The 22,421-nt window shown below is 56.4% G+C and carries 23 protein-coding genes; 8 read left to right on the forward strand and 15 right to left on the reverse strand.

Annotated elements, in window-relative coordinates; genetic code table 11:
• Window positions 1-346 precede the first annotated feature (346 nt).
• Complete coding sequence (gene gmhB, locus N7V53_RS12395; RefSeq protein WP_023480388.1) at window positions 347-913, reverse strand: D-glycero-beta-D-manno-heptose 1,7-bisphosphate 7-phosphatase; 567 nt, start codon at window positions 911-913, stop codon at window positions 347-349.
• A gap of 192 nt (window positions 914-1,105) precedes the next feature.
• Here gmhB and metN point away from each other — a divergent pair, with 192 nt between their 5' ends.
• The 6 genes from metN (at window position 1,106) to proS (ending at window position 6,686) form a co-directional block, all read left to right on the forward strand.
• Window positions 1,106-2,137 (forward strand): methionine ABC transporter ATP-binding protein MetN, encoded by a 1,032-nt coding sequence (gene metN / locus N7V53_RS12400; RefSeq protein WP_023480497.1) that lies wholly within the window; start codon window positions 1,106-1,108, stop codon window positions 2,135-2,137.
• On the forward strand, window positions 2,130-2,783 hold the full coding sequence (gene metI, locus N7V53_RS12405; RefSeq protein ID WP_023480461.1) for a methionine ABC transporter permease MetI: 654 nt from the start codon (window positions 2,130-2,132) through the stop codon (window positions 2,781-2,783). Before metN ends, metI begins: the two co-directional genes overlap by 8 nt.
• Window positions 2,784-2,823: 40 nt before the next feature.
• Window positions 2,824-3,639 carry a MetQ/NlpA family lipoprotein gene (locus tag N7V53_RS12410; RefSeq protein ID WP_023480346.1) on the forward strand — a complete coding sequence of 272 codons (816 nt, stop codon included), beginning with the start codon at window positions 2,824-2,826 and terminating at the stop codon, window positions 3,637-3,639.
• Window positions 3,640-3,746: 107 nt separating this feature from the next.
• Entirely contained in the window at window positions 3,747-4,154 is a 408-nt protein-coding gene (gene rcsF / locus N7V53_RS12415; RefSeq protein WP_023480206.1) for an Rcs stress response system protein RcsF, read from the forward strand.
• Window positions 4,151-4,858, forward strand: a complete 708-nt coding sequence (tsaA, locus tag N7V53_RS12420) for a tRNA (N6-threonylcarbamoyladenosine(37)-N6)-methyltransferase TrmO (protein ID WP_279793569.1) — start codon at window positions 4,151-4,153, stop codon at window positions 4,856-4,858. The genes rcsF and tsaA overlap by 4 nt, the downstream gene beginning before the upstream one ends.
• A gap of 109 nt (window positions 4,859-4,967) precedes the next feature.
• A complete protein-coding gene (gene proS, locus N7V53_RS12425; protein WP_279793570.1) occupies window positions 4,968-6,686 on the forward strand; it encodes a proline--tRNA ligase in 1,719 nt (572 codons plus the stop codon).
• Window positions 6,687-6,735: 49 nt separating this feature from the next.
• Here the strand turns inward: proS and nlpE are convergent, their stop codons facing one another.
• From nlpE to N7V53_RS12440, 3 genes are read right to left on the reverse strand one after another with little or no spacing between them, the layout of a single operon-like run.
• Window positions 6,736-7,431 (reverse strand): envelope stress response activation lipoprotein NlpE, encoded by a 696-nt coding sequence (gene nlpE, locus N7V53_RS12430; RefSeq protein WP_139567576.1) that lies wholly within the window; start codon window positions 7,429-7,431, stop codon window positions 6,736-6,738.
• A gap of 31 nt (window positions 7,432-7,462) precedes the next feature.
• Window positions 7,463-7,888 (reverse strand): alternative ribosome rescue aminoacyl-tRNA hydrolase ArfB, encoded by a 426-nt coding sequence (gene arfB / locus N7V53_RS12435; protein ID WP_279793571.1) that lies wholly within the window; start codon window positions 7,886-7,888, stop codon window positions 7,463-7,465.
• A complete protein-coding gene (locus tag N7V53_RS12440) occupies window positions 7,885-8,430 on the reverse strand; it encodes a YaeQ family protein (RefSeq protein ID WP_023480349.1) in 546 nt (181 codons plus the stop codon). The genes arfB and N7V53_RS12440 overlap by 4 nt, the downstream gene beginning before the upstream one ends.
• 194 nt (window positions 8,431-8,624) lie before the next feature.
• On the opposite strand from N7V53_RS12440, the gene N7V53_RS12445 reads away from it, so the two are divergent.
• Entirely contained in the window at window positions 8,625-8,825 is a 201-nt protein-coding gene (locus N7V53_RS12445) for a YaeP family protein (RefSeq protein WP_023480353.1), read from the forward strand.
• Window positions 8,812-9,072, forward strand: a complete 261-nt coding sequence (gene rof / locus N7V53_RS12450) for a Rho-binding antiterminator (RefSeq protein ID WP_023480196.1) — start codon at window positions 8,812-8,814, stop codon at window positions 9,070-9,072. The genes N7V53_RS12445 and rof overlap by 14 nt, the downstream gene beginning before the upstream one ends.
• Window positions 9,073-9,097: 25 nt before the next feature.
• On the opposite strand, the gene tilS is transcribed toward rof, so the two are convergent.
• From tilS to skp, 11 genes are all read right to left on the reverse strand, one after another.
• On the reverse strand, window positions 9,098-10,393 hold the full coding sequence (gene tilS / locus N7V53_RS12455; RefSeq protein ID WP_279793862.1) for a tRNA lysidine(34) synthetase TilS: 1,296 nt from the start codon (window positions 10,391-10,393) through the stop codon (window positions 9,098-9,100).
• Between the two features lie 63 nt (window positions 10,394-10,456).
• Window positions 10,457-10,846: a VOC family protein gene (locus N7V53_RS12460; RefSeq protein ID WP_279793572.1), complete on the reverse strand. Its 390-nt coding sequence runs from the start codon at window positions 10,844-10,846 to the stop codon at window positions 10,457-10,459.
• A gap of 58 nt (window positions 10,847-10,904) precedes the next feature.
• The gene (locus N7V53_RS12465; RefSeq protein WP_279793573.1) at window positions 10,905-13,043 is read right to left on the reverse strand and encodes a lysine decarboxylase LdcC; all 2,139 of its coding nucleotides are present in this window, start codon (window positions 13,041-13,043) and stop codon (window positions 10,905-10,907) included.
• A 111-nt stretch (window positions 13,044-13,154) separates the two neighbouring features.
• The gene (gene accA / locus N7V53_RS12470; protein WP_023480513.1) at window positions 13,155-14,114 is read right to left on the reverse strand and encodes an acetyl-CoA carboxylase carboxyl transferase subunit alpha; all 960 of its coding nucleotides are present in this window, start codon (window positions 14,112-14,114) and stop codon (window positions 13,155-13,157) included.
• 12 nt (window positions 14,115-14,126) lie between these two features.
• Complete coding sequence (gene dnaE / locus N7V53_RS12475; protein WP_279793574.1) at window positions 14,127-17,609, reverse strand: DNA polymerase III subunit alpha; 3,483 nt, start codon at window positions 17,607-17,609, stop codon at window positions 14,127-14,129.
• A gap of 37 nt (window positions 17,610-17,646) precedes the next feature.
• Entirely contained in the window at window positions 17,647-18,243 is a 597-nt protein-coding gene (rnhB, locus tag N7V53_RS12480) for a ribonuclease HII (protein ID WP_242388960.1), read from the reverse strand.
• Window positions 18,240-19,388 (reverse strand): lipid-A-disaccharide synthase, encoded by a 1,149-nt coding sequence (gene lpxB / locus N7V53_RS12485; RefSeq protein WP_279793575.1) that lies wholly within the window; start codon window positions 19,386-19,388, stop codon window positions 18,240-18,242. Before lpxB ends, rnhB begins: the two co-directional genes overlap by 4 nt.
• A complete protein-coding gene (gene lpxA, locus N7V53_RS12490; protein WP_054802825.1) occupies window positions 19,388-20,176 on the reverse strand; it encodes an acyl-ACP--UDP-N-acetylglucosamine O-acyltransferase in 789 nt (262 codons plus the stop codon). Before lpxA ends, lpxB begins: the two co-directional genes overlap by 1 nt.
• Before the next feature lie 3 nt (window positions 20,177-20,179).
• On the reverse strand, window positions 20,180-20,635 hold the full coding sequence (gene fabZ / locus N7V53_RS12495) for a 3-hydroxyacyl-ACP dehydratase FabZ (RefSeq protein WP_023480493.1): 456 nt from the start codon (window positions 20,633-20,635) through the stop codon (window positions 20,180-20,182).
• A 173-nt stretch (window positions 20,636-20,808) separates the two neighbouring features.
• Window positions 20,809-21,837 (reverse strand): UDP-3-O-(3-hydroxymyristoyl)glucosamine N-acyltransferase, encoded by a 1,029-nt coding sequence (gene lpxD / locus N7V53_RS12500; RefSeq protein WP_034813316.1) that lies wholly within the window; start codon window positions 21,835-21,837, stop codon window positions 20,809-20,811.
• Window positions 21,838-21,840: 3 nt separating this feature from the next.
• Window positions 21,841-22,335, reverse strand: a complete 495-nt coding sequence (skp, locus tag N7V53_RS12505; RefSeq protein ID WP_023480303.1) for a molecular chaperone Skp — start codon at window positions 22,333-22,335, stop codon at window positions 21,841-21,843.
• Window positions 22,336-22,421 lie beyond the last annotated feature (86 nt).

Genomic DNA, 22,421 nt, shown 5'->3' on the forward strand with positions numbered 1-22,421 from the left:
TAAACCGTAATGAATTACGTGTTCACCCGTGAGACTTGGTATTCATTTTTCGTCTTGCGACGTTAAGAATCCATGTCACCTGAGTGCCCACACAGATTGTCTGATAAATTGTTAAAGAGCAGTTGCGACGCGCTTCAGCGCTCTGTCGCGAGGTGGCGTATGTTACGCTTTCCTCTTTCAGAGTCAACCCTGAATTTCAGGATTTTTTCTCTTCCGACTTAACGTCGCTGCAAGCTGTTGTTTGCTTAGCGCCGTGTCGATGGAGGCGCATTATAGGGAGCCTGCGAGGAATGACAAGCGGAAAAATGCATTTTTATTTCAACCGCTCATCTTTTCAACATAACGGCTATTTTTGGTGCTTTTTAATCGCTGCAGGCAGCTCCGCAAGGCTATTTAGCACCCAATCTGCACTTTTTTCAGCCTCTGGCGTTACTGGCTTACCGGTACGCACCAGCACTTTCGTGCCGACGTTCGCTGCCGCACCCGCCTGCATATCTTCCATTTTGTCGCCCACTATATAAGAAGCGGCCATATCAATGTGCAGGAAGTCTCGCGCAGAGATCAGCATGCCCGGCTGTGGCTTACGGCAATCGCACTCCTGGCGATACTCCTCTACGCTCGCCTCAGGATGGTGCGGGCAATAGTAGATACCATCAAAATCGACATCGCGATCGGCAAGAGACCAGTCCATCCATTCGGTCAGCGTCTCAAACTGCGCTTCACTATATAAGCCACGCGCAATACCGGACTGGTTGGTGACGAGCACCAGCGCATAGCCCATCGCTTTTAATTCACGCATGGCATCAATGACGCCATCAATAAACTCGAAGTTATCGATCTCATGAACATAGCCGTGATCGATGTTAATCGTGCCGTCACGATCGAGAAAAATAGCGGGTACTAAAGTTGCCAAAGGTTTACTCCTGATAAAGGCCGTGTTGCGCCGTAGTATCTCATGTTTCGCTACGCAGGAAAGTGCTCATCATAACAGCGCGACATTGATTTAGACGTCTGGATGCCTTACCATCCGCTCTGTTTACGGCTATTTCCCGTAACCGGCAGAACAAAATGCCACGGCTCACTCTTATACGATAAAAATAATCTAATGATTAAACTTTCGAATATCACCAAGGTGTTCCAGCAGGGAAACCGCAAAATTCAGGCGTTAAACAACGTCAGTCTGCATGTACCTGCTGGCCAAATTTATGGCGTGATTGGCGCATCTGGCGCAGGGAAAAGCACGCTGATTCGCTGCGTAAACCTGCTTGAGCGCCCGTCACAAGGCAGCGTGCTGGTCGACGGTCAGGATCTGACCCAGCTCTCTGAAGCGGAATTAACTAAAGCGCGCCGTCAAATCGGCATGATCTTTCAGCACTTCAACCTGCTCGCTTCCCGCACGGTGTTCGGCAACGTGGCGCTGCCGCTGGAGCTGGATAACACCCCGCGCGAAGAGATTAACCGCCGCGTTAAAGAGCTGCTCGATCTGGTCGGCCTCGGCGATAAGCACGACAGCTACCCGGCCAACCTCTCCGGCGGCCAGAAGCAGCGAGTCGCCATCGCCCGTGCGTTAGCCAGCAATCCAAAGGTGCTGCTGTGCGATGAAGCCACCAGCGCCCTCGACCCGGCGACGACCCGCTCGATTCTTGAATTATTGAAAGATATTAACCGTCGCCTGGGGCTGACCATTCTGTTGATCACTCATGAGATGGACGTTGTTAAGCGCATCTGCGACTGCGTGGCGGTGATCAGCAACGGCGAATTGATTGAGCAGGATACCGTCAGCGAAGTCTTCTCCCATCCGAAAACGCCGCTGGCGCAGCAGTTTATTCAGTCGACCCTGCATCTGGACATCCCGGAAGACTATTTACAGCGTCTGCAGCCTGAGCCGCAGGCGGATAGCGTACCGATGCTGCGCATGGAGTTTACCGGCCAGTCGGTCGACGCGCCGCTGCTGTCGGAAACCGCCCGTCGTTTCAATGTGAATAACAACATTATCAGCGCGCAGATGGATTACGCCGGCGGCGTGAAGTTCGGCATTATGCTGACCGAAATGCACGGCACGGCGCAGGATACGCAGGCGGCCATCGCCTGGCTGCAAGAACACCATGTAAAAGTAGAGGTACTCGGTTATGTCTGAGGCAATGATTTGGCTCTTCGCCCGCAGCATCTGGGAAACGTTGTTTATGACCTTTGCCTCCGGCCTGCTCGGTTTTGCCGTCGGCCTGCCGTTCGGTGTATTACTTTACGTAACCCGCCCCGGTCAGATTATGCAGAACCTCACGCTCTATAGCGCGATTTCTGCAACAGTTAATATCTTCCGCTCCATCCCCTTCATTATTCTGCTGGTGTGGATGATCCCCTTTACCCGCGTCATCGTTGGCACCTCGATCGGCCTTTACGCGGTGATCGTGCCGCTGACCGTTGGCGCAGCGCCGTTTATCGCCCGTATGGTAGAGAACGCCCTGCTTGAACTGCCGGCAGGTCTGATTGAAGCCTCACGCGCAATGGGCGCCACGCCGATGCAGATCATCCGTAAGGTATTGCTGCCGGAAGCGCTGCCGGGGCTGATCAATGCTGCCACCATTACCCTTATCACGCTGGTCGGTTACTCGGCGATGGGCGGTGCCGTTGGCGCGGGCGGTCTTGGCCAGTTAGGTATTCAGTACGGCTATGTCACCTACAACCCATTAGTGATGAACACGGTTTTAGTATTGCTTGTGGTTTTGGTTTACTTAATTCAATTCGCGGGCGATCGTATCGTCCGGGCTGTGACGCACAAATAACGTTACACAACATAACGACTCTGACAGTAAGGAATAACTGATGGCTTTTAACTTTAAGACCTTTGCCGCCGTTGGCGCGCTGATCGGCTCCCTGGCGCTGGTCGGCTGCGGCCCGGATGAAAAAGATCCGAATCACATCAAAGTCGGTGTGATTGTTGGCGCTGAGCAGCAAGTTGCGGAAGTGGCGCAGAAAGTAGCAAAAGAGAAGTATGGCCTCGATGTTGAGCTGGTCACCTTTAACGACTACGTGCTGCCGAACGAAGCGCTGAGCAAAGGCGATATCGACGTTAACGCCTTCCAGCATAAGCCGTACCTCGATCAGCAGATCAAAGACCGCGGCTTCAAACTGGTGCCGGTCGGCAACAGCTTTGTCTACCCTATCGCTGGCTACTCGAAAAAAATCAAAGCGATCTCCGAGCTGCAGGATGGCTCTCAGGTTGCCGTTCCTAACGATCCGACCAACCTTGGCCGTGCCCTGTTGCTGTTGCAGAAAGAGGGTCTGATCAAACTGAAAGATGGCGTTGGCCTGATGCCGACGGTGCTGGACGTCACTGAAAACCCGAAAAACCTGAAGATCGTTGAGCTGGAAGCCCCGCAGCTGCCGCGCTCACTGGACGATGCGCAGATCGCGCTGGCGGTGATCAACACCACTTACGCCAGCCAGATTGGCCTGACCCCGGAAAAAGATGGCATCTTTGTTGAAGACAAAGACTCCCCGTACGTGAACCTGATCGTTGCGCGTGAAGATAATAAAGACGCGGAAAACGTGAAGAAATTTGTGCAGGCGTTCCACTCTGACGAAGTCAGCGAGGCTGCCAACAAAGTCTTTAACGGCGGCGCGGTGAAAGGCTGGTAATCTCATCAGTCTGTAATATCATTCAGGGCGGGCGAAAGCCCGCCTTGTCATTTGGGCACGCCCTTGTTTCAATACGGCGTTAAGAAAATTTTTGTGAGGATACTTTTATGCGTGCTTTCCCGATCTGTCTATTAGCACTCACGCTGAGCGGCTGTTCGTTGCTAAGCAGATCACCTGTCGAACCCGTGCAGAGTAACGCAGCGGAACCCAAAGCAGAGCCGCAAAAAGCGAAAGTCTCGCGCGCCGCTCCCGTTCGCATCATTACTAACGCAGAAGAGCTGGTCGGCAAGCCGTTCCGCGATCTCGGTGAAGTGACCGGCGAATCATGCCAGGCCAGCAACCAGGATTCACCGCCGAACATCCCTACTGCCCGTAAACGCCTGCAGATCAACGCCTCGAAAAAAGCCAAAGCGAATGCCGTCCTGCTGCATAACTGCGAAGTTACCAGCGGCACGCCAGGCTGCTACCGCCAGGCGCTCTGCGTCGGCTCTGCCCTGAATATCTCGGACAAATGAGTCATTTTGCTTTCGAGCAAATCGGCGTTATTCGCTCACCCTATAAAGAGAAGTTTGCTGTCCCGCGCCAGCCAGGCCTGGTGAAACACGGCGGCGGTGAACTTCACTTGCTGACGCCTTACAACCAGCCCGATGCGGTTCGCGGTCTGGAGGCGTTCAGCCACCTTTGGGTGCTGTTTGTTTTTCATCAGACGATGGAAGGCGGCTGGCGTCCGACGGTGCGGCCCCCGCGCCTCGGCGGCAACACCCGCATGGGCGTCTTTGCCACCCGCTCGACGTTTCGCCCCAACCCCATCGGCATGTCGCTGGTTGAGCTGAAGGGCATCCGCTGCCATAAAGATCAGGTGATCCTGCAACTCGGCAGCCTCGATCTGGTTGATGGTACGCCAGTGGTCGATATCAAACCCTATCTCCCCTTTGCAGAAGCGCTGCCCGATGCGCAGGCAAGCTATGCGCAGCACGCCCCCGCCGCGACTGTCGCCGTGACCTTTACAGCTGAGCTCGCATCGTCGCTCGCCCTGCTGGAGAAACGTTATCCGCACTTTGCCGCGTTTGTGCAGGAGGTGCTGTCACAGGATCCGCGCCCGGCCTATCGCAAAGAGGAGGAGCCGGGGAAAACCTACGCCGTCTGGCTGCATGATGTGAATGTCCGCTGGCGCGTTGTCGACGGCGGGTTTGAAGTGTTTGCCCTTGAACCACGCTAATTTTGAGCCCCTCTCTTTTGGCATCTCTGCCAGGCTGATAAACTAAACCACTTTTTTGTGTCAGGCCGCCTCCGGCCTGCTCCAATTGTCCAAATGGAACCGTAACAACATGCGTACTAGCCAATACTTGCTCTCTACTCTGAAAGAGACGCCTGCCGACGCCGAAGTGATCAGCCACCAGCTGATGCTACGCGCCGGGATGATCCGCAAACTGGCCTCCGGGTTGTATACCTGGTTGCCGACCGGTCTGCGCGTCCTGAAAAAAGTCGAAAACATCGTGCGTGAAGAGATGAACAACGCCGGTGCGATTGAGGTGTCCATGCCGGTCGTGCAGCCAGCCGACCTGTGGCAAGAGAGCGGTCGCTGGGAGCAGTACGGTCCGGAACTGCTGCGTTTTGTCGATCGCGGCGAGCGCCCGTTCGTGCTCGGCCCGACCCACGAAGAGGTGATCACCGATCTGATCCGCAACGAGCTGAACTCCTACAAACAGCTGCCGCTGAACTTCTTCCAGATCCAGACCAAGTTCCGCGATGAAGTGCGCCCGCGTTTCGGCGTGATGCGCTCGCGCGAGTTCCTGATGAAAGATGCTTACTCTTTCCATACCTCTCAGGAGTCGCTGCAAGAGACTTATGACGCGATGTACGCCGCGTACAGCAAAATCTTCAGCCGTATGGATCTCGATTTCCGCGCGGTGCAGGCGGATACCGGCTCCATCGGCGGTAGCGCATCCCATGAGTTCCAGGTGCTGGCGCAGAGCGGCGAAGATGATGTGATCTTCTCTGACTCCTCCGATTTCGCCGCCAACATTGAGTTTGCCGAAGCGCTGGCACCGAAAGCGCCACGCGCGGCTGCAACGCAGGAGATGACGCTGGTCGATACGCCGAATGCGAAGACCATCGCCGAGCTGGTAGAGCAGTTCAACCTGCCGATTGAGAAGACCGTTAAAACCCTGCTGGTGAAAGCCGAAGAGGGTGCCAGCGCGCCGCTGATTGCGCTACTGGTGCGTGGCGATCACGAGTTGAACGAAGTGAAAGCGGAAAAACTGCCGCAGGTTGCCAGCCCGCTGACCTTCGCCACCGAAGAGGAAATCCGCGCGCTGGTCAACGCTGGCCCGGGTTCGCTCGGCCCGGTTAACCTGCCGATCCCGGTAGTGATTGACCGTACCGTTGCCGCCATGAGCGACTTCTCTGCGGGCGCGAACATTGATGGCAAACACTACTTTGGCATCAACTGGGATCGTGACATAGCGACGCCGGAAGTGGCGGACATCCGCAACGTGGTGGCGGGCGATCCGAGCCCGGATGGCAAAGGCACCCTGCTGATCAAACGCGGTATCGAAGTGGGTCATATCTTCCAGCTCGGCACCAAATACTCTGAGGCACTGAACGCCGCCGTACAGGGTGAAGATGGCCGCAACCAGATCCTCACCATGGGCTGCTACGGTATCGGCGTGACGCGCGTTGTCGCGGCTGCCATTGAGCAGAACCACGACAATCGCGGCATCATCTGGCCGGACGCTATCGCTCCGTTCCAGGTTGCCATTCTGCCGATGAATATGCACAAGTCCTACCGTGTGCAGGAGCTGGCGGAAAAACTCTATGCCGATCTGCGCGCGCAGGGCATTGAAGTGCTGATGGACGATCGTAAAGAGCGTCCGGGCGTGATGTTTGCTGATATGGAACTGATCGGCATTCCGCACACCGTGGTGATTGGCGATCGCAACCTAGACAATGACGATATCGAATACAAATATCGTCGCAGCGGCGAGAAGCAGATGATCAAAACCGGCGATGTGCTGGATTACCTGGTAAAAGCCATCAAAGGCTAAGCCAATTAAAAAGCCCCGTTTAACGGGGCTTTTTTTATGCTGTCAGAGGCTACTCATCACAGCCTTTATCCGCGCTGAATTTGCCTTTGTTATTCGTCACCAGCACTTTCTGCGCCGCACCGGTATCCGGGTTCGGCTCCAGCGCAAAATGCCCCTCCACCACCAGCAGAATTGGCTTCAGCTCCGTGCCGCGCGCCGCCGCATAATCGCGCTCAAGCTGCGCGTTGCTGGCCACCGCCACCTCTTTTCCGGTCGCGCAATCGGTAAAGACCGCCGCATCCGCCATATATTTATACATGCCGCGCATCGCCATTGGCGTGGTTGGCAGTGGCGCTTTTACCGGCTGCAGGGTGTAGTTGAGCGACGACTCAATAGGGTTGCCCTCCTGATCCAGCATCTCCAGCGCTTCACCCTTCGCACGGAAATAGGTCTTGTCGCCCTGGCTATCGGTAAGGACTAATTTGTCCGCCGTGCGCGCCCAGTTGCCATAGGTGCCGAATACCGATGGTGCTTTCCCGCCCTGGTAACGCTGGTTCATTACCCAACTGCCATCTTTTTGCAGAAACAGCGAGGTTTCAATACCTTCACAATCCGCGCAGGGCAACACACCGCGCCAGCTCTGCTGCATCGGTTTCAGCTCTTCGACCTGGGTCGGCTGCACCATCTCGGTCTCGTTACGGTTATTACAGCCGAAAAGGGCAAAGAGGGTACACCCTGCCGCAACGGCTAAAATCGCTCTGTTCACACTCGTTTCCTTATGCTTGTTCTCTTTCTGTTTATCCGCCGTCATGGCGACGGACTTTGCCGCGCAGAGATTTGACCGTCGACTTTTGTGACTTCGTCGATAACCGCCGCTCTTTCGAGGCGCGGGTCGGGCGCGTGGCCCGGCGGCTTTTCTGCACTACGGTTAACTCTTTAATCAGCGCCACCAGGCGGGCTATCGCCGCTTCGCGATTCATCTCCTGGCTGCGGTACTCCTGCGCTTTGATAACGATCCAGCCATCCTGGCTTATCAAATGGTGCGACGCTTCCAGCAGGCGCGCCTTGTAATACTCTGGCAGGCTGGAGGCGCGAATGTCAAAACGCAGATGAATAGCGGTTGAGCTTTTGTTGACGTGCTGGCCGCCCGCACCCTGCGAGCGCACGGCGGTGATATCCAGCTCATCCTCAGGCAGCGAGACGGAGCGGGAGATCTCAATCATGGTTGCTGCCAGGTTTCAAAATGGAACTCCACGTTTTGCGTGGCATCAGAGAGCCAGATTGCGCCATCCTGCAGCGTCGCCTGCAGATTCATAGTGCGATCGTCGGCAAATGCGCTGAGCGCTGCCAGCTGTGCGTCATCCAGATACCAGATACTTAAATTGCTGAAGGTTGCGCAGCGCGCCTGGTTTTGCTGCCACCAGATATTCGCCGCCCGTGAGTTATAGGTAAAGAGCGCCACCTCTTTTGCCTGGTTACACGCCTTCTTCAGCCGCTTTTCATCGGGCAGGCCGAGCTCGATCCACAGATCGATCCCCAGGTAGTCGTTGCGCAGCCACGCTTCCGGCTCATCATCAGCGCTCAGCCCGCGCGTAAACTGCAAACGCTCGTCGGCATACTTTATCCAGGCCAGCAGGCGCAGCATCATGCGCTCCTGCGTTTCGGAAGGATGACGGGCCAGCGTCAGGGCGGCGTCTAAAAACTGGTTCCGATCCAGATCGGCCACATTTACCGTCGCCTTATAAATTGTCGCTTTTAACGCCATTACATCCTCCTTCATAAAATGGCCGCCATTGTAGCGAAAATAAGCATAAAGCGCTGTTATCTCTTGCCGCGAGCGTTATTCATCACTCTGATAATGGTAAACAAGCTATGGTATAGTCACCTTGCTAAAGAGAGGTTAACTTCGTAGGCTTAGTGTTATCTCACAGTAAAGCCGGGAGACTGGCAGGAGGTGATGTGGATAATTATTGTGAGCTAGTGCGCAAACGTTATGCGGAAATCGCCAGCGGAGATGTAGGGTATATCCCGGACGCGCTGGGGTGCGTATTGAAGGTCTTGAATGAAATGGCGTCGGATGACACCCTTTCAGAGTCGGTCAGGGATAAGGCAGCCTATGCTGCCGCGAACTTACTGGTGAGCGATTATGTCAATAAATGATGCCTATCAACCCATCAATTGTGATGATTATGACAATCTTGAACTCGCCTGCCAGCATCATCTTTTATTGAAGCTGGAAATGAAAGATGGCGAGGTTCTCAGCGCCAAAGCGAACGATCTGCTGTTGCGTAAAAACGTTGAGTATCTGGTGATTGACGCCGCCGGGGAGACCCGTGAACTGCGTCTGGACAGAATCGCCAGCTTCAGCCATCCCGAAATCGGCACCGTTGTGGTGAGCGAGTCCTGAACACCGCGGGCAGCGTCGCTGCCCGCTATCTTTGCCACACCAGACGCACGCCCGTTTGCCCCGCCTCTTTTTCCCCTTCCCGCGTTACAAACCGATCGGCCGCCGCAATCAGCGTATCGCCATAAAAGAGCAGCGGCGTGGCATCGCGCTGCCACGGGGGAACGCCCAGCTCCTGCCAGATTTTTTTCAGCTTCCGCCCGCCGTGACGACCCACAATGTGGATCAAGCCAGACGCCTGAAAGCGCACCGAAACCACTTCATCGATAGCGGGCGCGCGTAAATCACCGCAAGAGGCCAACGACAGCGTTCCCAATCCCGGCGGCAAAGTGAGCGTGGCAAAAGGCGCAGGCCAGGCAAGCTCGGCATCACGCGGATGCGCGGTGCGTTTCACCCACCATAAACACCCCTGATAGCGCCGCACCTCATCGTCGCCAACGCGCAGGCACGGCACCGCATCTTCCCGGGCGAGCGCCACCTCCTGCCACAGGCGATCGAGCATCGCCCGCGAAGGCATCATCGCACCGCGCTCCGACAGCCAGCGGCGCAAAAGCGCTCGCCGCCGCGCATCGCTGTAAGCGGTGAGAGGCGCAATCGTCAGCGCCCCCTCTGCCGTGGTCACTGTTGATAACGACTCCGCCAGCAGTTCATCGAGTAACTGTTCCTGTTCGCCGCAAAGCGCGGCACTGCGCGCCGCCGCATCGGCAAAGTGCGGCCAGCGGGCGTTTAACAGAGGAAGAATTGCCTTGCGCAGGAAGTTGCGATCGAAGCGCGTGTCGGCGTTGCTCTCATCCTCGATCCAGCTGAGGTGATGATCGCGCGCCCACTGCTCAAGCGACGCCCGGCTCTGGTTGAGCAACGGGCGGATCAGCTGCGTATCGCCAAACGGCAGGCTCTGCGGCATCGCGGCCAGCCCTGCCGGCCCGCTGCCACGTTTAAGCGCTAACAGCACCGTTTCAGATTGATCGTCGAGATGCTGCGCGGTGACAAGCACTTCACCCGGCAGTAGCGCTTCACGAAACGCCTGATAGCGGGCGGTACGCGCCTGCGCCTCAATCCCCTTCCCCTCATCCACCAGCGTGACGCGAACGGTTAATAGCGGGATCTGCCAGCTCTCACACAGTGATTCGCAGTGCGCCGCCCAGCGATCGGCATTCGGGCTTAAACCATGATGCACATGAATTGCGCGCAGCTGCACATCGGGGCGATCTTCACGCCAGAGCCGCAGTTGATGCAGCAAAACGGTGGAGTCTAACCCGCCGCTGAACGCCACCAGAAACTGGCGTGATTCGGTCGGCAACGAGAGAAGCAGTGGCGTGGTCATAGTGAGTGTTAACACGGGAACAATGCCCGGCACGTTACCGGGCATTCACAGAAGTGGCAAGCCTTACTGCTGGTAAAGCTCCAGCGGCAGGCCATCGGGATCGTTAAAAAAGGTGAAGCGTTTATCGGTGCAAGGGTCGATGCGAATCTCTTCACACGCCACGCCGTGCGCGGTGAGGTGGGCAACCGCCCGATCAATATCATCGACGCTGAACGCCAGGTGGCGCAGCCCGCAGGCTTCCGGCCGGCTGGGGCGCGCGGGCGGGAACGGAAAGGAGAAAAGCTCGATAACGTACTGCCCGTTAAGCGCCAGATCGCCTTTCCATGAGTCGCGCGCTTCGCGATAGACTTCACTGAGCAGCGTAAAGCCGAGGATGTCGCAGTAGAAGGCTTTGCTCTTCGCATAATCCGTCGCAATGATGGCGATATGGTGAACCTGTTTTAAACCCAGCATAATCTCTCCTTTTTTTGATGCCAGAACGTTACGCCCGCCGCGAAACGCCCGCAACCATTCAGCGCGTTTTTAGGACTCTGACGTAATAACACCCCTCTTCGTCCCGTTTTGCACCGTGAATATCCGTTTCGAATCCCGGATAGTGGCGGCCAATGGCACAGAGCATCAGCAGGAAATCGAGCACTGCCCGGCTCTGCTCTGTGATCATCTCGCCCGGCATCACCAGCGGCACGCCCGGCGGATAAGGCAGGATCATATTGGCGGAAACACGGCCGATTAACGCTTCCAGCGCCACCGTTTCGACATCGCCACGCACCTGTCGCTGCCACGCCTGATGCGGCGTTAGCTTCATCTCCGGCAACACGTCGAAGGCCTGCAACATCAGGCGCGGCAAATCGTGCTGGCGGATCAGCTTATGGATCCCCTGCGCCAGATCCTGAATGCGCATATTGCGGTAGAAGTCGGGATCTTCTGCGTAGAGATCCGGCAGCATATTGCGCACCCGCAAGTTGAGATCGTAGGCGCGCTTAAACTCCATCAGGCCGCGCAGCAGGCCCATCGCCCGCGTTTTATCAATACCGATACTGAAGAGAAACAGCAGATTATAGGGCCCGGCTTTCTCTACCACTACGCCGCGCTCATCAAGGAACTTCGCCACCAGCGCTGCCGGGATCCCTTCGTCGCCCATATTGCCGACCTCATCCATACCCGGGGTCAGGATCGTCACCTTCACCGGATCGAGGAACATATGATCCTCATCGGCTTCGCGAAAACCGTGCCAATCCGCGCCGGGCGCTACCGGCCAGCACTCCGCTTCATCAATCTCTTCCGGCTGCCAGATATCAAAGAACCAGCCATCGGCCTCCTCTTTCAGCCGCTGTACCTCTTTGCGGAAGTGGAGCGCGCGCTCTACAGAGCGGTTAATCAGCCGCTTGCCGGGGTTGCCGCGTAACATCGCCGCCGCCGTTTCGATAGAGGCGACCAGCGGGTAACTTGGCGAGGTGGTGGTATGCATCATAAAGGCTTCGTTGAAGGCATCTTCGTCATACTCACCTTTGATATGAATCAGCGATGCCTGCGAGAAAGCGGCCAACATTTTGTGCGTCGACTGGGTTTCATAAAAGACTTTCCCCGGTACGCGCTCGCCGCTCATGCCGCTCTTACCGGCGTAGATCGGATGGAAGTTGGTATAGGGAACCCAGGCGGAGTCGAAGTGAATCGACGGCACATCCAGCGTCTTCTTGATCCAGTCGGTGTTGTAGAGCAGGCCGTCATAGGTGGAGTTGGTGATCACCGCATGCACCGGCCAGCTTGCGCCTGGCGTGGCGACGATCTTCTGCTCGATACTGGCTGAGGTAAATTCGCGGCGCGGAATACCGCCGAGAATGCCCAGCGCGTTGCGCCCCGGTTTCAGCCACAGCGGCGTGACATCGCTCATCATCAGCAGGTGAGCCAGGGATTTGTGGCAGTTACGGTCGATAAGCAGCGTACTGCCGGTCGGTGCGGCGTACATGCCGACAATCTTATTCGAGGTGGAGGTGCCGTTCGTCACCATATAGCTCTGCTCTGCGCCAAAAGTGCGGGCGATATACTCTTCCGCCTCAAGATGCGGGCCGGTGTGATCGAGCAGCGATCCGAGCTCCGTCACCGAGATCGAGACATCCGCTTTCAGCGTATTGCCGCCGAAGAAGTCATAGAAGAGACAGCCGACCGGGCTTTTCTGGTAAGCGGTGCCCGCCATATGCCCTGGCGTACAGAAGGTGTACTTCCCCTCTTTAACGTAGGTAAACAGCGCCCGGGTAAAGGGCGGCGTAATGTTTTCCAGGTACTCTTTGGTGTATTGCGCGATGCGCGTCGCAATATCATCCGCCACGCTCAGCGCATATTCGAAGAACCACAGCGCCATGCGCATATCCTGGGCGCTGACATCCATCGTCGAGTGGGTGTTGATAAAACCGTAGAGCGGGAGGTATTCGTTAAGCTGGTTGATCTCGCAGCACAGGTCGAGGTTGTACTCGTCCCAGTCAAAGATCACGCCGCAGATGCGGGGGTTGTGTTCGATAAATTTCAGTAAGTCGGTGCTGTTTCTCGGCCAGATGATCTGAAAACCCTGCGCCTGTAAGGCCTGTTCCAGCTCCTTAATCGGCTCATCTTTGTAGAAAACGCCATGGGGTCCCATGATGGCAATAATATTCACAACTACCTCCGTTAAAAACCTTAGCTAAGCATAGTTGAGGTAAACAGCAGGTATAAAAAAAGCCGCACCCGGGGTGCGGCTCATTATCGCGTTTTACACAGCGTTTCGCTATCAGGCGTAGCCGTAGCTCATCAGACGCTGGTAGCGGCGGTTGCGCAGATCGTCTTTGCTCAGCCCTTCCAGATCGGCGAGATCTGCCAGCAGCTGCGCTTTCAGCGAAGCGGCAATGGCTTCCGGGTTGCGGTGTGCGCCGCCCAGCGGTTCCGGAATGATAGAGTCGATCAGTTTCAGCTCTTTCAGACGCGGTGCAATGATGCCCATCGCATCGGCCGCCAGCGGTGCTTTGTCCGCGCTTTTCCACAGGATCGAAGCGCAACCTTCCGGCGAGATCACCGAGTAGGTGCTGTACTGCAGCATATTGACCTTGTCGCCAACGCCAATCGCCAGCGCGCCGCCGGAGCCGCCTTCACCAATCACGGTACAGATAACCGGCACGCTCAGGCGAGACATTTCACGCAGGTTGCGGGCAATCGCTTCAGACTGGCCGCGCTCTTCCGCGCCCACGCCCGGATAAGCACCCGGCGTGTCGATGAAAGTGATGATCGGCATGTTAAAGCGTTCCGCCATCTCCATCAGACGCAGCGCTTTACGATACCCTTCCGGCGCTGGCATACCGAAGTTGCGGCGAATCTTCTCTTTCGTTTCACGGCCTTTCTGATGACCAATGATCATCACCGGGCGTCCATCCAGACGCGCGATGCCGCCAACGATAGCTTTATCGTCAGCATAGGCGCGGTCGCCGGCCAGCTCGTCAAATTCGTCGAACGCCAGGCGGACATAATCCAGGGTGTATGGACGCAGCGGATGGCGGGCTAACTGTGCAACCTGCCAGGCACCGAGATCGGCAAAGATTTTACGTGTCAGCTCTACGCTCTTTTCACGTAGACGATGCACCTCTTCGTCGATGTTAATATCCAGTTTTTCATCCTGACGGCCAACGGCGGTCAGAGAATCGATTTTCGCTTCCAGCTCAGCAATCGGCTGTTCGAAATCAAGGAAATTCAGACTCATAGTATTCCTGTATTAGTCAAACTCCAGTTCCACCTGCTCCGAACCAATGAGGCCACGCAGATCGTTAAGTAAACGATCGCTCGGAGAGACACGCCAGGTTGCGCCAAAGCGTAACCGCGCGCGCGCATCCGTCCTCTGGTAATAGAGATGTACTGGAATGGTTCCCGAACGGTGGGGTTCCAGAGACTGACGGAGTCGGTTTAAAAGCTGGTCATCAATTTGCCTGTCCGTCAGCGATATAGCAAGCCCGCGGGCATATTTTTCACGGGCCTCGTCAATGTCCATGACTTCACGGGCGGTCATTTTAAGCCCACCGCTGAAGTCATCAAAGCTGACCTGTCCGCTGACGATGAGTATGCGGTCTTTTTCCAGCAGCTGCTGGTATTTATCCAGCGCGTCAGTGAACAACATCACTTCAAGACGCCCGGAACGGTCATCCAACGTACAGATGCCGATACGATTGCCGCGCTTGGTGACCATAACCCGCGCAGCAATGACGAGCCCGGCCGCCGTGGTGACCTTCCCACGTTCGGTCGGATGCATGTCTTTCAGCCTGTAGCCTCCGACATAGCGCTCTATCTCTTTTAAATACTGGTTGATCGGGTGGCCCGTCAGGTAAAGCCCTAGCGTCTCCCGCTCGCCCTCAAGCTGAACCTGCTCCGGCCACGGCTGGCAGCTGGCGTAGGATTGCTCAATCTGCTCCGGCTCTTCCGCCAGCACGCCGAACATATCCGCCTGGCCGATCGCCTCCGCTTTCGCGTGCTGATCGGCCGCTTTGAGCGCATCGCCCAGCGAGTTCATCAGCGCGGCGCGGTGCGGGCCAAGGCGGTCGAACGCCCCGGACATAATCAGCTTTTCCAGCACCCGGCGGTTGAGCTTTTTGATATCGGTGCGCGCGCAGAGATCGAACAGCTCACGGAAATAGCCGCCGTTGTTACGCGCTTCGATGATCGCTTCAATCGGCCCTTCGCCCACGCCTTTGATCGCACCAATGCCGTAGACGATCTCGCCATCGTCGTTGACGTGGAAGTGGTAGAGCCCGGAGTTAATGTCCGGCGGCAGGATCTTCAGCCCCATGCGCCAGCACTCGTCCACCAGCCCGACCACTTTCTCGGTGTTGTCCATATCGGCAGTCATTACCGCCGCCATAAACTCGGCCGGATAGTGCGCTTTCAGCCACAGGGTCTGATAGGAAACCAAAGCATAGGCGGCGGAGTGCGATTTGTTAAATCCATACCCGGCGAATTTCTCTACCAGGTCAAAGATTTTAATCGCCAGCTCGCCATCGATACCGTTTTTCTTCGCGCCATCTTCAAAAATGGAGCGCTGCTTGGCCATCTCTTCCGGCTTCTTCTTACCCATCGCACGACGCAGCATATCCGCGCCGCCGAGGGTATAACCGGAGAGCACCTGGGCAATCTGCATTACCTGTTCCTGATACAGGATAATGCCGTAGGTCGGCTCCAGCACCGGCTTGAGGCTCTCGTGCTGCCACTGCACGTCCGGGTAGGAGATCTCTTCGCGTCCGTGCTTACGGTCGATAAAGTTATCTACCATGCCCGACTGCAGCGGACCGGGGCGGAACAGCGCCACCAGGGCGATCATATCTTCGAAGCAGTCCGGCTGCAGACGCTTAATCAGATCCTTCATGCCGCGGGATTCAAGCTGGAAGACCGCCGTGGTCTCCGAGCGTTGCAGCATGTCGAAGCTCTTCTTGTCTTCAAGCGGAATGGCGGCGATATCCAGCGGCGGCTCGCCCTGCTTCTCGCGCCGGGCGTTGATCATCTCCAGCGCCCAGTTGATGATGGTCAGCGTACGCAGGCCGAGGAAGTCGAACTTCACCAGGCCCGCGTATTCCACATCGTTCTTATCAAACTGGGTAACCGGATGCTGGCCGGCTTCATCGCAGTAAAGTGGTGCAAAGTCAGTAATTTTGGTTGGCGCAATCACCACGCCACCGGCGTGTTTACCGGCGTTACGCGTGACCCCTTCCAGCTTGCGCGCCATGTCAATCAGCGCCCGCACCTCTTCGTCGGCTTCGTAAATCTCCGGCAGCTGCGGCTCTGCTTCAAAGGCTTTTGCCAGCGTCATGCCCGGATCGGGCGGCACCAGCTTGGAGATACGGTCGACAAAGCCATAGGGGTGGCCCAACACGCGGCCAACGTCGCGGATAACCGCTTTCGCCGCCATGGTACCAAAGGTGATGATCTGCGACACCGCGTCGCGGCCATACATATCCGCCACGTGCTCGATCACCTGGTCACGTTTCTCCATGCAGAAGTCGACGTCGAAGTCGGGCATCGAGACACGTTCGGGGTTAAGGAAACGTTCGAACAGCAGGTCAAACTCCAGCGGATCGAGATCGGTGATCTTCAGCGCATAGGCGACCAGCGAACCGGCACCGGAACCACGGCCAGGCCCGACGGGCACGCCGTTATCTTTCGACCACTGGATAAACTCCATAACGATCAGGAAGTAGCCCGGGAAGCCCATCTGGTTGATAACTTGGAGCTCAATATCAAGGCGCTCATCGTAAGGCGGGCGTTTCTCGGCGCGCACTGCCGGATCGGGGAAGAGGAATTCGAGTCGCTCTTCCAGCCCCTCTTTCGATTTCGCGACCAGAAAATCTTCAGTGGTCATATCCCCGGTCGGGAACTGCGGCAGGAAGTACTCGCCGAGGCGCACGGTAACGTTACAGCGTTTAGCAATTTCGACGCTGTTTTCCAGCGCTTCCGGAATATCGGAGAAGAGTTCGCACATCTCCTCTTCGTTGCGCATATATTGCTGCGGCGAGTAGTTACGCGGGCGTTTGGGATCGTCGAGGGTAAAGCCGTCGTGGATGGCGACGCGAATTTCATGGGCGTCAAAGTCGCCCTCTTCGAGGAAGCGGACGTCGTTGGTGGCGACAACCGGCAACCCCTGCGCTTCCGCCAGCGCGACAGCCGCGTGCAGGTAGTTCTCTTCGTCCTGACGACCGGTGCGGATCAGCTCCAGATAGTAGCGATCCGGGAAATGGGTTTTATAGAAATCGAGGCACTGCTCCACCAGCGCGCTGTTACCGCGCAGCAGGCTTTTGCCGACGTCGCCCATTCGCGCGCCGGAAAGCAGGATCAGCCCTTCGTTAAGCTCGATTAGCCAGTCGCGATCGATATAAGGTCCCGCCGCGCCGTAGCCGCGCTGGTAGGCGCGAGAAATCAGCAGCGTCAGGTTCTGGTAGCCGGTATTGTTGGCGGCGAGGACGGTAAGCTGCGTCAACTCGTCACCAATCAGATCGCACTGCACGTGGAAGTCAGCGCCGACGATGGGCTTGATCCCGGCGCCGTGCGCCGTTCCGTAGAACTTCACCAGACCGCAGAGGTTGGTAAAATCGGTGATCGCCAGCGCGGGCGAGCCAAGGGCGGCCGCCTTCTTCACCAGCGGCCCGGTTTTCGCCAGCCCGTCAATCATGGAGTAGTCGCTATGCACCCGCAGGTGTACGAAACGTGGTTCAGCCATTATTCAATTCCAGCCTGTAGTTTCACGTTCTTAAGAGTCAGGAGACGACGCCCAACGCGCGCCTGACCGGCGCAAAGCTGCGTCGGTGATGCTCGGTTGCGCCATGCTCCGTCAGCTTTTCCAGATGAAAAGCCGTGGGATAGCCTTTATGTTGTGCAAAGCCATATTGCGGGAAGATCGCATCCAGCGCGGCCATTTCGGCGTCGCGCGTGACTTTGGCGATAATCGACGCCGCGCTGATTTCCGCCACGCGGCTGTCGCCTTTCACCACCGCCATGGATGGCATGGCAAGCGCCGGGCAACGGTTGCCGTCAATCAGCACATACTCCGGCGTGATAGCAAGCCCGGCGACTGCGCGCTGCATCGCCAGCATCGTGGCGTGCAGGATATTAAGCTCATCGATCTCGTGCGGCTCCGCGCGGCCGAGACTCCAGGCCAGCGCTTTCTCTTTAATCTCAGCGTAGAGCGACAAACGGCGTTTTTCGGAGAGTTTTTTGGAGTCGTTGAGACCCACAATTGGCCGTGCAGGATCGAGGATCACCGCCGCCGTCACGACCGCGCCCACCAGCGGGCCGCGCCCTACTTCATCCACACCCGCAACAAGATGCGTGTGCGGATAGACAAACTCAATCATTTTGCTAACTCCAGTACCGCGTCCGCCGCCTGCTCATCGGCATTACAGCGGATGCGCTGATGTAGCTCGCGAAACAGGTCATGCATTTCATGGCGGGTTTCACTGTTCGCCAGCAGCGGTTCCAGTGCGGCTGCCAGCGCCTGCGGCTGGCACTCTTCCTGCAACAGCTCTTTAACCACTTCGCGCCCGGCGAGCAGGTTTGGCAGGGAAACATAGGGCGTTTTCACCAGCCGTTTCGCCAGCCAGAAGGTGAAGGGCTTCATACGGTAGCCGACCACCATCGGGCATTTCGCCAGCATGCACTCCAGCGCCGCAGTGCCGGAGGCCAGCAGCGCGGCATCGGAGGCGATCATCGCTTCCCGCGCCTGGCCATCAAGCAGATGCACCGTCAAATCAGGCGCGACTTGCGCTTTGATCTGCTCAAACTGCTCGCGGCGTTTCGCATTGACCAGCGGAACCACCACTTCCAGCTCCGGGTAGCGCTCACGCAGCAGCTGCGCGGTACGCAAAAAGTCGGCGCTGAGCATCTCGACTTCTGCACCACGGCTGCCGGGCAGCAGCGCCAGGCAGCGCGCCTGCGGGCTAATCCCCAGGTGCGCGCGCGCCGCATTTTTATCGGGATCGAGAGGCATGGCATCAGCCATGGTGTGCCCGATAAAGCGGCATGGCACGTTAAACTGGTCGTAAAACGCTTTTTCGAAAGGGAGAAATGCCAGCACCAGATCGGTGGCTTTACCAATTTTGAAAACGCGCTTTTGTCGCCACGCCCAGACTGACGGGCTGACGTAGTGAATCGTTTTGATGCCGCGTTTTTTTAAATTACCCTCAAGGGTAATGTTAAAGTCCGGCGCATCAATCCCGACAAACACATCGGGTTGCAGTTCGCTGAATCGACGGGTCAAATCAGCACGGATATGCAGCAGGCGACGCAGACGGCCAAGCACTTCGACGATCCCCATCACCGCCAGCTCTTCCATCTCATACCAGGCTTCACACCCTTCAGCCTGCATACGCGGGCCGGCAACGCCGACAAATCGGGCGTTGGGCACGCGCGTTCTCAGTGCACGGATAAGACCGGCACCAAGAATATCGCCGGAGGTTTCTCCGGCGACAAGGGCTATCGTAAGCGGACGCTTGTCGACCATTAACGGATCAGGCCACGCGTCGAGCGCTCAAAGAACTGCATAAACGCATCAACTTCCGGGTGCTTCGCGGCAAGCTCGGCAATCTCCGGTTTTGCTTCGTCGAGCGTTTTACCGCTGCGATAGAGCAATTTGTACGCGTTACGGATAGCCACAAGCGCTTCACGGCTGAAGCCACGGCGTTTCAGGCCTTCGATGTTCACGCCATACGGCGTGGCATGGTTGCCCTGAGCAATGACATAAGGAGGTACGTCCTGCGCGACGCCGGAGCAGCCACCAACCATTACGTGCTCGCCAATAATGCAGAACTGGTGAACCGCCGTCATACCACCGATGATCGCAAAATCACCGATTGTGACGTGGCCGCCCAGCGTTGCATTATTCGCGAGGATGCAGCGGTTACCGATAATGCAGTCATGCGCAACGTGTGAGTTGATCATCAGTAAGTTATCGCTGCCCACCTTCGTCAGTCCAGCGTCCTGTACTGTGCCACGATGGATGGTGACGCTTTCGCGAATGCGGTTGCGATCGCCAATTTCCACACGGGTCGGCTCGCCAGCATATTTAAGATCCTGGTTCACTTCACCGATGGAGGCGAACTGATAAATCTCGTTATCACGACCGATTTTGGTGTGGCCGTTAACAACAACGTGAGATTTCAGTACGGTACCTTCGCCGATTTCGACGTGAGGTCCCACAATACAAAACGGGCCAATATGAACGTTGGCGCCAATGACGGCACCCTCTTCAACAATGGCGGTAGGATGAATAAAGGCGGTTTTATCAATCACGTATCAGGCCTCCCGGCTACGTGCACACATCATAGTAGCTTCACAAACAACTTTACCGTCAACCATAGCAACCCCTTTAAAGCGGGTCACGCCACGGCGCGTTTTCTCGAAAGTGACTTCCATGATCATCTGATCGCCAGGCACAACCGGGCGCTTAAAGCGCGCTTCGTCGATGCCGGCGAAGTAGTACAGCTCACCCGGTTCCAGTTTACCAACGCTTTTAAACGCCAGAATACCGGTTGCCTGCGCCATTGCTTCGAGGATCAGCACGCCCGGGAAAATCGGTTTGCCAGGGAAGTGGCCCTGGAAAAACGGTTCGTTTACCGTAACATTTTTGACTGCGCGCAGAAAACGACCCTCTTCAAAATCCAGCACACGATCTACCAGTAAGAACGGGTAGCGGTGCGGCAGAAGCTCCAGGATCTCTTCAATGTGCAGAGTATGAGTGTCAGTAGTCAAAATACTCTTCCTGTCTAAATATACAAAAAAGCAATAATAACACGGCCCGCGGCATTCCTGAGAACGCCAACAGGCCGGGGAGTATATACACTTTATGCGTCGAGTTGCAGAGGCGTTTTGTCGCTTTTTCTGTTAACCCGAACGCTTTTGTGTACAAGCGTCAGGTGAATGAATTACTCGTCTTGTTGATTTATCTTGCGCTCGACAGCTTTCAAACGCTTACTCATCTCGTCGATATTCATCACCAGGGCTGCGGTTTTTCGCCACGTTTTATTGGGTTGTAACGGAATGCCGGAAGAATAAATGCCTGGCTCAGTGATAGGACGCATCACCATACCCATCCCCGTTACCGTAACCTTGTCGCAAATTTCCATATGCCCGTTGATTACGCTGGCTCCGCCAATCATGCAGTAGCGGCCAATTTTCAGGCTGCCTGCCATGATGACGCCACCGGCAACGGCGGTATTGTCGCCAATCACAACGTTATGTGCAATCTGACACTGGTTATCAATAATTACGCCGTTACCGATACGGGTGTCGTCAAGCGCGCCGCGGTCGATGGTGGTACATGCGCCAATCTCGACGTTATTGCCGATAATTACGCGACCAAGTTGTGGGATTTTCACCCAATTTCCGCGATCGTTAGCATAACCAAAGCCGTCCGAACCTATTACCGTCCCCGATTGAACCAGGCAGTTCTCACCGATCTCAATCTCATGGTAAATAGAAACGTTGGCCCAAAGACGCGATCCTGCGCCAATTTTCGTATTTTTCCCCACGAAGCAGCCCGGGCCGATCACGACGTTATCGCCAAGGGTCACCCCGGATTCAATCACCGCGTTCGCGCCGATAGAGACATTGCTGCCCAGCGTCGCGGTCGGATCGATAACGGCCCCCGGCGCGATGTTCTGCGCAGGCTGCGGCGTGGTATCAAGAATTTGTGCCATACGCGCGTAGGTCAGATAGGGGTTCTTCACGACCAGTGCGGCGCTGTGGGCAAAAGGAAGATCGTCCTGCGTCATTACAACGGCAGAGGCCTGGCATGCGGCCAGGTGTTCACGGTATTTAGGATTTACCATGAAAGTGATGTGACCTGCTTCGGCAGATTGCATGGACGCAACGCCGGTGATGACGATATCGCCATCACCGTGTAATTCTGCATCCAACTGCTGAGCTAAATCAGCGAGTCGAATTGAAGGCATTACTTATTTAACCTGTTTCAGTACATCAGCGGTGATGTCTTTCACATCATTGCTGTTGTAAATAACGGCATTGGCAGGGATAACCAGATCCACACCCTGATCGGCAGCGACTTTCTTCACTGCGGACTGGATGCGGGTGACCAGCTTGCCGCGCTCTTCGTTAGAGCGGCGAGCCTGATCCTGCTCAAAAGCCTGCGCTTTCTGAGCGAATGCCTGGCGACCGGAAGTGATATCTTTTTCCAGCTTGCTGCGCTCGCTCGCTTTCATGGTAGAACCGTCGCGCTGCAAACGCTGTGCTTTTGCTTGCAGGTCGGACTCCATGCTCTGCAGTTCGTTGGCACGGCCGCCGAATTCGTTTTTCATGGTCTGAGAAACGCCGGAAGTCTGTGCGACCTGCTGTAACAGGTTACCCATATCAACAATCGCAATTTTGTCAGCAGCTTGAGCCGACGCGGCCATTGCCAGACTTAAACCTGCAGCTAATAACAACTTTTTCACAATTAACTCCTTACCATCCCGTTTGTACCCGGAGGTACAGCTCTTTGCGAGGCTGGGCTTCTTCGAAGCCGCAGCCATCACTACAC

It is taken from the genome of Kosakonia sp. HypNH10 (assembly GCF_029850615.1).
In the GTDB taxonomy this organism is placed as follows: Bacteria; Pseudomonadota; Gammaproteobacteria; order Enterobacterales; family Enterobacteriaceae; genus Kosakonia; species Kosakonia cowanii.